Below are 7,220 nucleotides of genomic sequence, written 5' to 3' on the forward strand. Positions count from 1 at the left end.
CAAGCCAAGCTTGATGTAAAGCTCAACTGCACGAATCCTGTCTGCGTATGAGTACATGAACTACCTCCTGGTAGTCCAAGTTTTTGTCCGCACCCCCGGCGGGTCAGTTATGCGTGGAAATTAACAGGATTGACTAATGAGCGTGCTCTCAAGAAGGTGCAGATGCTCTATGAGGGCCATGGCCGTGGTGCTGAGATGCATGCATCCAAGGACACGGCCTGGGGCCTACTGTGCTCTGTGACCGAGTTCATTGACCATGAGAAGCAAGCCCGCAGCCAGGACAACCGCTTGGACAGCGCCTGGTTTGGCCAAGGTGCCGTGATCAAGCAACGTGCTCTGGATCATGCGCTGCAGCTGGTGGCCTGATGGGTTGACGCCATAGCGATGACTGACTGCAGATCTAGTTGTCCGTATTTGGACGCATTACACCGTTTTTACCCTCTCTGTTTTCCACCCAACCAAGCCACCTTTTGAGGTGGCTTTTTTATGCCCGCAATTGGCGGGCCAGGAGATTTCGATGTCTGTGCATGTTCTCAAGAATGGAAATCTGGATGCTGGCTCTACAGCTCCTCACGCTGCCTCCAACAACGCTCCACGCACGCCCCGCAAGGGCGCTGCTTTGCGCCTGGTCTCCACCAAAGACCTGGAGCGAGATGATTGGCTCAAGGTGCGCCGTACCGGCATTGGCAGCTCCGATGCCGCTGCAGCGATTGGCCTGAACCCCTACCAGTCCCAGCTGGAGTTGTGGATGCAAAAGACGGGCAAGGGTGATCTGCTGCCAGCCGTCGATCCCAATGATGACACCAGCCCTATGTTCTGGGGAACGATGCTGGAGCCCATTGTGGCGGCGCATTACACCAAGCGCACAGGCAATAAGGTGCGCAGAGTGAATGCGGTTTTGCAGCATCCTGAGCATCCTTGGATGCTGGCCAATGTGGATCGTGAAGTGGTCGGCTCTTCGGCGGTGCAGCTTCTGGAATGCAAAACTGCAGGTATCCATGGCGCCTGCCTGTGGCGTGACGGTGTTCCCGAGTATGTGCAACTGCAGGTGATGCACCAGTTGGCCGTGACTGGCCATCGTGCTGCTGACGTAGCGGTGCTAATTGGTGGTCAGGAGCTTCGTATTTTTAGGGTTGAGCGTGATGAAGCCTTGATTGCCCGACTGATCGAAATGGAGCACGCATTCTGGCAAATGGTGGAGAGCAAAACGCCGCCTGCTGGCGATGGATCGGACAGTGCAGAAAAAGCCTTGCGTAGCCTCTATCCAAACAGTGCAGGCGATGACGTAGACATGAGTGATGACCCAGAGCTCAATGCCACGTTTGAAGCCTTGCTGGCAGCACGTGAGCAACTCGATGCTGCACAGAAGCAGGAAGCACGCCTGCGCCAAGCCATTCAGATCCATATGGGAGAAGCTGGCAAAGCAACGTTTGCCTGCGGTGGCAGCGTGACATGGCGGCGCAGCAAGGATGGTCAAGTGTTCAATACGGCGCAGTTCAACAAAGACCATCCAGAGCTAGCCAAGGCCTACCTGTCCACGCGGGCTGGCGCTCGGCGGTTTTGCGTCAATGAAACGTGAGCGGTGACTCACGGCCCTCTTTTACCCCTCCCCCTCTGCTCTCTGCGGTTCACAGCCCCAGAGAGCTTTTTTTTTGGAGCAAAACATGATCAAAGGTTTGATGATCACCCCGCCTGTGATTGGCAGGATTTCGATTGGCAAGGTGGTGGAGAAGAACGGCAAGCGTCTGCCAGAAAAGGACGATGAGTTCACCATCACCACGCAGGTGCAGCAGCGAGGCCAGTGGGTGCTACACCCTTTGGATGAGGCCTTGCGCCAGAGCCAAGCACCTGGTCAAGTTTCCAGCGGCATAAAAGAAGGCACAGAGCCTTCCGATGTACAAAGTGAAACGTCCGCAAGCGCTACCCAAACTCGCACAGGCAAACGCTCACTCAAAGACAAGATGGGTGTGGCGGATACGCCAACGGCTGCACCGAGCACGGCAAGGCGCAAGCTGCGCAGCATCCCAGTGCGGGTGCTGTTCAATGATCCAGATTTGAACCTACGAGCTGATTACTGCATGTTTGATCGCAGTACCGCTCGCCCGCTGTGCGTCGGCAATGGCGAGAGCTGCAAGCGTGTGACAGATAAAGGTCTTGAAGAGTTGGCCTGCCCTGGTCCGGATACATGCCGGTTTGGCATGGGCCATTGCAAGCCCTACGGCCGCTTGAACGTGAGTATTGGCGACAGCGATGAGTTGGGCAGCTTTGTATTCAGAACCACGGGCTTCAACAGCATTCGCACTCTGGCAGCGCGGCTGCAATATTTCGCTGCAGTCTCTGGTGGCAACCTGGCCTGCATGCCGCTGGAGCTCAAGCTGCGTGGCAAGTCCACCACGCAGTCGCATCGATCGGCCATCTATTACGCGGACTTGGTGGTGCGTTCGGGGATTTATTTGAATGAAGCTATCGCTCAAGCACGCATGATCGCAAATGAGCGCTTGGCTGCTGGATTTGATCAGTCGGCTTTGGACTCGGCAGCGCAGCTTGGGTTTGCTAATGGCAGTTTTGAAGATGCGCCCGATGAGACATCTGAGATCATGGAAGAGTTTTATCCCGAAATTCCAAGAACTGCATCTAGCGAATAGCTGCATGAAAGTCATAAACCAAGCCCCACATTAGTGGGGCTTGGTTTATATGTCTTTTTTTCCCGAAAGTCTCATTTAGCCTTTCCGCTGACGCCTTTGCAGCGTCTCCAGACCTTCGACGATTGGTACCCGACTCACGCTGTCGATTGTTTATGAGTCACTCGGTGCAACCCTCCAGTTTGAAACAACGCGTGCTGCCTACTCAGACCGTCACGACTACCTTGCCTATATGCTGGTTGCTTTCCAAGTAGCGATGGGCCTCGACGATGTCATCGAAGGCGAAGACCTTGTCGATGACCGGGTGCAGGGCGCCTGACGACAGGCCTTCGAGGATGAAGCGCTTGGCTGCGGCAAGCTTCGCGGGGTTTCCCACAGTCTCGGTGAAGACATAGCCCCGCATCGTCAGGCTCTTGCGCAGAGCCAGCCGCAGCGGGAACGGCGTGGCTGCCGGATCGAGCATGCCGTGCGACACAATGACGCCGCCCGGTGCCATGGCGGCGGCGATTGCCTCGACCTGAGGGCCGCCGACGGCGTCGAAAGCGCGTTGCAGGCCATCCGGGCCTACTATCTTCAGCAACTCCTCGCCCAGGTCCTCCTCGCGTGTCGCGATGACATGGGCCGGGCCGAGCGCAAGTACCGCGTCCTTCTTGGAGCGATCCAGCGTGGTTGCAAGCGGGATGGCGCCGACGCTCCGCGCAATCTGAATTGCCGCCAAGCCCACGCTGCTGGAGGCCGCCGTAATCAGCACGTGCTCGCCCTGGCGCAGACCACCCGCTTCGATCAGGCCGCCGTAGGCAGTCAGATACTGCATCCAGGCCGAAGCCGCCAGCTCAAAGCTGAGCGACTCCGGTTTGGGAGCAACAAAGCGTGCGGGCACAACGATGGATTCGCCATAGGTGCCATAGCGACCCAGCCCTATCGGGGGGATGACGCTGACGGCCTGGCCCTGTTGAAACTCTATGACCTCTGCGCCGACCGCCTCAATCAGCCCAGAAGCTTCGTAGCCGAGTCGAGAAGGAAGCACGGCCTTCTCGATGTACGTACCACGTCGGAACATGACGTCGGCACGGTTCAGCCCCAGGGCTTTGACCGTGATGCGTACCTCGTCCGCAGCAAGTGGCTCGCTGCGGGACTCTTCTTCGATGCGGAGAACCTCAGGCCCCCCTAGCTCGTGAAAGCGGACAACGCGTGCCATGGTGATCAGGCCGCGACGTCGATGACGACCTTGACTGCCGCGCCGCCCTGTTCAACCAGGGCATGGGCGGCCATTGCGCTGTCCAGGGTGAAGCGGCGCTCATCGACGATGGGCTTCACGCGGCCGGCTTCCACCAGCTCCGTCACATGACGAAGAATGTCTCCATGATGGGCGCGCAGTTCTCCACTCAGCATGGGCAGCAGCACGAAGACGCCGGACAGTGTGGCGCAGCGCAGCGACCCCGTCGCAAGCGCATGGTTCCCGAAGGCGGCGCAGCTGACGACATGGCCATAGTGAGCGATGGCTTCAAAGGCTGCATCCAGAACCGGACCGCCGACGGTGTCGTAGATCACATCGAAGCCCTTGCCATCGGTGTACTTGGCGACGTACTCGGCCACCGTGGTCGTACCCACGTCAATTGGCGTCGCGCCCAGGCTTTTCACAATGTCAGCGCCGCTGTTGCGAACGGTGGCATAGACGTCGGCACCACGGGCAAGCGCCAACTGGACCACCAGGTGTCCGACGCCGCCGGAACCGCCGGTGACCAACACCTTTTGTCCGGGGCGTACGGCAGCGCGGTCGATCAGACCTTCCCAGGCGGTCAGTGCCACCAGCGGCAGTGCCGCAGCATCGCGCATGGACAGGTTCTTCGGTTTGAGCGCCAGCAAGCGCGCATCTACGGCGGCGAATTCGGCCAGCGAGCCTTGGAGGCCGCGCACACCGCCAGTCAAACCATAGACCTCGTCACCCACCTTGAAGGCGCCGACACCTTCGCCGACGGCCTCGACCACGCCGGCGAGGTCCGTACCCAGCACGGCGGGAAGTGCCGGCATGGCATAGGGTGCTTTGCCGGTGCGGATTTTGTAGTCGATGGGGTTCACGCCGCTGGCCTTGATGCGAACCAGCACTTCGCCGGCCTTCGGCGCAGGGATGTCGATCTGGGCGCTGCGGAACTGGGCGACCTCATAGTCGTCGAGGATGAGTGCGCGCATGCTGCTTAGGGTCGTGTTCATGATTGAATTCATTACTTGTTGGATTTCATGGCCTGCCGGGCCCTCTCGCGATTGCGAAGCCGTTGACGGCCGAATACTGGCACATCGGCGAGACCACGAGGCGGTTGCGCGCCTGGAGGCCGTGCAACGCGACAGGACTGAACAGAGTGGACTGGGTCATGGCTTAGAAGTCTTGAACAGTCGGGCGCAGCACGATTTCGTTGATGTCCACGTCGGCCGGCTGCTCAATCGCATAGGCAATGGCTCGAGCCACCGAGTCAGCGGGAATCTGGTTGGCCTGATAGAAGGCCTGGACACCGGCCGAGCTGTCGGCATCGCTGCTACCCAGCTTCAGTTCGGACTCCACAGCACCGGGCGAAACAATGGTGGTGCGTACGCCAGCAGGTGCTTCAGCACGCAAGCCCTCGGACAGGGCGCGCACGGCGAACTTGGTTGCGCTGTAGACGGTTCCGCCGGGCGTAAACAGCTTGTGGCCTGCGACGGAGGCGATGTTGATGATGTGGCCATCCGCTTGCGCCGTCATGGTCGGCAGCACGGCAGCAACGCCATGCAGCACGCCCTTGATGTTCACGTCGATCATGCGGCTCCACTCGTCGACCTTGAGCTTGGCCAGAGGCGCCAGCGGCATGATGCCTGCGTTGTTGACCAGCACGTCGATGCGAGCAAAGCGCTTCAACGTGGCATCAGCCAGGGCTTGGACCTGGGCCATGTCCGTCACATCGGTGGCCTGAACCAGGACGTCTGTACCTGCGGCCGACAGTTCGGCGGCCAAAGCCTGCAGTTTGTCAGTGCGGCGGGCCGCCAGCACCAGCTTGGCTCCGCGAGCCGCCAAATAGCGAGCAGTCGCCTCGCCGAGACCACTGCTGGCACCGGTAATGATGACCACTTTGCCGGTCAGAGACTGAATTTGAGCGTTCGACATATGTGTAACCTTGAGAAGAAGTTGAAGGAAATCGGGCCATCCCGACGAGGAATGGCCAAATTTTGGGCTTTTCAACCAATCTAATAAAGATCATAATTTCGAAAACGCTTATGAATTGAGTTCACAAATGCAAGGTGCTGAGCTGGCTGAGTTGTCGATCTTTCTGACCGTTGCCCACTTGCGCAGCTTCAGCAAGGCGGCGGTGGAGCGCGGTGTGGCCCCCTCGGCAATCAGCCATGCCATTCGCAAGCTGGAACAGCGAGTCGGTGTGCGTTTGTTTCATCGCACCACCCGTAGCGTGGCGTTGACCGATGCCGGTGAACGTTTCCTTGCTGATCTCACCCCAGCGTTTGGGCAGATCGGCGCTGCGCTGGAGGGCTTGAACGCTTTCCGTGACACCCCGTTTGGCACCGTGCGCATCAACCTTCCCAGTGCCATTGCACCTTTTGTTTTGAAGGACGTGATGGGTCCGCTACTGGCTCAGAACCCAGGATTGCATTTGGATGTGGTGGCAACGGACCGCCTGATCGACATTGTCGAAGAGGGTTTCGATGCCGGAATTCGCTTTGGGGAGCGGTTGTCGCAGGACATGGTGGCTGTGCGCATCAAGCCAAGCCTTCGGTTTGCCGTAGTGGGCGCGCCGAATTACTTTGCGCGAACAGGGCTTCTCCCGCCAAAGTCGCCTGAGGACTTAAAGCAGCACGAGTGCATCCGCTACCGTTTCCCAAGCGGCGCCATTTTCAATTGGGAGTTCTCACGCAAGGGAGAGTCCTTGGAGGTGGATGTGGATGGCCCGCTCACGCTGGATGGTCAGGAGTTGATGGTTGAAGCCGCCTTGCAGGGCTGCGGATTGGCGTACGTATGGGATAACCGCATCATGAAGCACTTGGAAGATGGGACCCTGATTCGTTGCTTGGACGATTGGTGCGCACCAGACGACGGACTGCACCTGTACTACCCTAGTCACCGCCATCTTTCCGCAGGACTGAAGGCGTTGATCAATGTCCTTCGAGCGTGAGGCCGGATGTCCGCTTTCTGCATCAGCGGACTTTGGCAAAGAAAAAATGACCGGCTGCTGTCAGCCTAAACCCGTCTTCTGCACCCACACAATCCTTGCAGTCGCCGAACCACCACCGAGACGACTTTCGCAGCGACCTCATGCACAATCTCCGTTGCACTTTTTACAGGTAGGCATGAGCTAAGTGGCTCTTTGCCCATGCCTGCACTTTCCAAGAAACCAACAACAACGACATGACTAGCCAACAACAACGCGCAGAACTGCAACGCCGCATTTGGGCCATTGCCAACGATGTAAGAGGGAGGGTGTGCAGAATTTTGTGTAAACGGACAATCAACCGCCGGCGCAAGCCGGACTGTCCGTAAGCACAATGAGCACCAAGAAACACGACGTACCCGAAGAACTGCTGTCTGGCCTGCTGGCCAAC

General features: G+C 58.5%; 7 protein-coding genes and 2 pseudogenes. 4 read left to right on the forward strand and 5 right to left on the reverse strand.

The window, feature by feature from the left end; translation table 11 throughout:
• Window positions 1-126 precede the first annotated feature (126 nt).
• The 3 genes and pseudogenes from FSY45_RS27480 to FSY45_RS27490 all read left to right on the forward strand — a co-directional run.
• Window positions 127-366: pseudogene (locus FSY45_RS27480) on the forward strand (DUF932 domain-containing protein); the annotation flags it as partial.
• 151 nt (window positions 367-517) lie between these two features.
• A complete protein-coding gene (locus tag FSY45_RS27485; protein WP_046462257.1) occupies window positions 518-1,579 on the forward strand; it encodes a YqaJ viral recombinase family protein in 1,062 nt (353 codons plus the stop codon).
• A gap of 85 nt (window positions 1,580-1,664) precedes the next feature.
• Complete coding sequence (locus FSY45_RS27490; RefSeq protein WP_046462250.1) at window positions 1,665-2,645, forward strand: hypothetical protein; 981 nt, start codon at window positions 1,665-1,667, stop codon at window positions 2,643-2,645.
• 202 nt (window positions 2,646-2,847) lie between these two features.
• On the opposite strand, the gene FSY45_RS27495 is transcribed toward FSY45_RS27490, so the two are convergent.
• The 4 genes and pseudogenes from FSY45_RS27495 to FSY45_RS27505 all read right to left on the reverse strand — a co-directional run bounded on the left by FSY45_RS27495 (window position 2,848) and on the right by FSY45_RS27505 (window position 5,775).
• The gene (locus tag FSY45_RS27495) at window positions 2,848-3,840 is read right to left on the reverse strand and encodes a zinc-dependent alcohol dehydrogenase family protein (RefSeq protein ID WP_046462251.1); all 993 of its coding nucleotides are present in this window, start codon (window positions 3,838-3,840) and stop codon (window positions 2,848-2,850) included.
• Between the two features lie 5 nt (window positions 3,841-3,845).
• Window positions 3,846-4,853 (reverse strand): zinc-dependent alcohol dehydrogenase family protein, encoded by a 1,008-nt coding sequence (locus FSY45_RS27500; RefSeq protein ID WP_223305739.1) that lies wholly within the window; start codon window positions 4,851-4,853, stop codon window positions 3,846-3,848.
• Between the two features lie 46 nt (window positions 4,854-4,899).
• Window positions 4,900-5,013 (reverse strand): annotated as a pseudogene (locus FSY45_RS28585) (oxidoreductase); the annotation flags it as partial.
• 3 nt (window positions 5,014-5,016) lie between these two features.
• Complete coding sequence (locus FSY45_RS27505) at window positions 5,017-5,775, reverse strand: SDR family oxidoreductase (RefSeq protein ID WP_034390010.1); 759 nt, start codon at window positions 5,773-5,775, stop codon at window positions 5,017-5,019.
• Between the two features lie 127 nt (window positions 5,776-5,902).
• Between FSY45_RS27505 and FSY45_RS27510 the strand changes: the two genes are divergently transcribed.
• Window positions 5,903-6,793: a LysR family transcriptional regulator gene (locus FSY45_RS27510; RefSeq protein WP_034390012.1), complete on the forward strand. Its 891-nt coding sequence runs from the start codon at window positions 5,903-5,905 to the stop codon at window positions 6,791-6,793.
• 163 nt (window positions 6,794-6,956) lie between these two features.
• On the opposite strand, the gene FSY45_RS28115 is transcribed toward FSY45_RS27510, so the two are convergent.
• On the reverse strand, window positions 6,957-7,220 hold a 264-nt coding region (locus FSY45_RS28115; protein ID WP_222864890.1), incomplete at its 5' end, for a hypothetical protein.

The organism is Comamonas sp. Z1 (genome assembly GCF_008121555.1).
Taxonomy (GTDB): Bacteria; Pseudomonadota; Gammaproteobacteria; order Burkholderiales; family Burkholderiaceae_C; genus Comamonas; species Comamonas thiooxydans.